Origin of the sequence: Hwanghaeella sp. LZ110, assembly GCF_048892525.1 — a bacterium.
Classification (GTDB): domain Bacteria; phylum Pseudomonadota; class Alphaproteobacteria; order UBA8366; family Aestuariispiraceae; genus Pacificispira.
Genome location: NZ_JBLZHT010000084.1, coordinates 1 through 279, shown reverse-complemented (window position 1 = coordinate 279; position 279 = coordinate 1). Strand labels below are relative to the sequence as shown.

The following is a 279-nucleotide window of genomic DNA, read 5'->3' as shown; positions in this document are numbered from 1 at the left end:
AAGTACAGCAGAAAAAATTCAAGGATCCGAAAATTTCCCACAATTTCAACGGCTGGAATAAAGTGATGCAGTATTATTTCCCGGATATCGGGGAATACTGGCACATCACATTCATTGACGGCAGTGCACAGGCACCTGAGAAATACGACGGTACAGGCGGAAAACCGGAAGTGTATTATGAAATGATCACCCAGACACTCCGGGCTATGGCAACGGGTGAAATCAGCGGTCTGCAGGCCTATCAGCAGCGGCGGCTGAAGCTGAAGGCATCCTTCTCAG

1 protein-coding gene is annotated in these 279 nt (G+C 48.7%); it reads left to right on the top strand.

Going from position 1 to position 279, the window contains the following annotated elements; translation table 11 throughout:
* Positions 1-65: 65 nt before the first annotated feature.
* On the top strand, positions 66-279 hold a 214-nt coding region (locus tag ACOSDM_RS20295; protein ID WP_420726350.1), incomplete at its 3' end, for a hypothetical protein.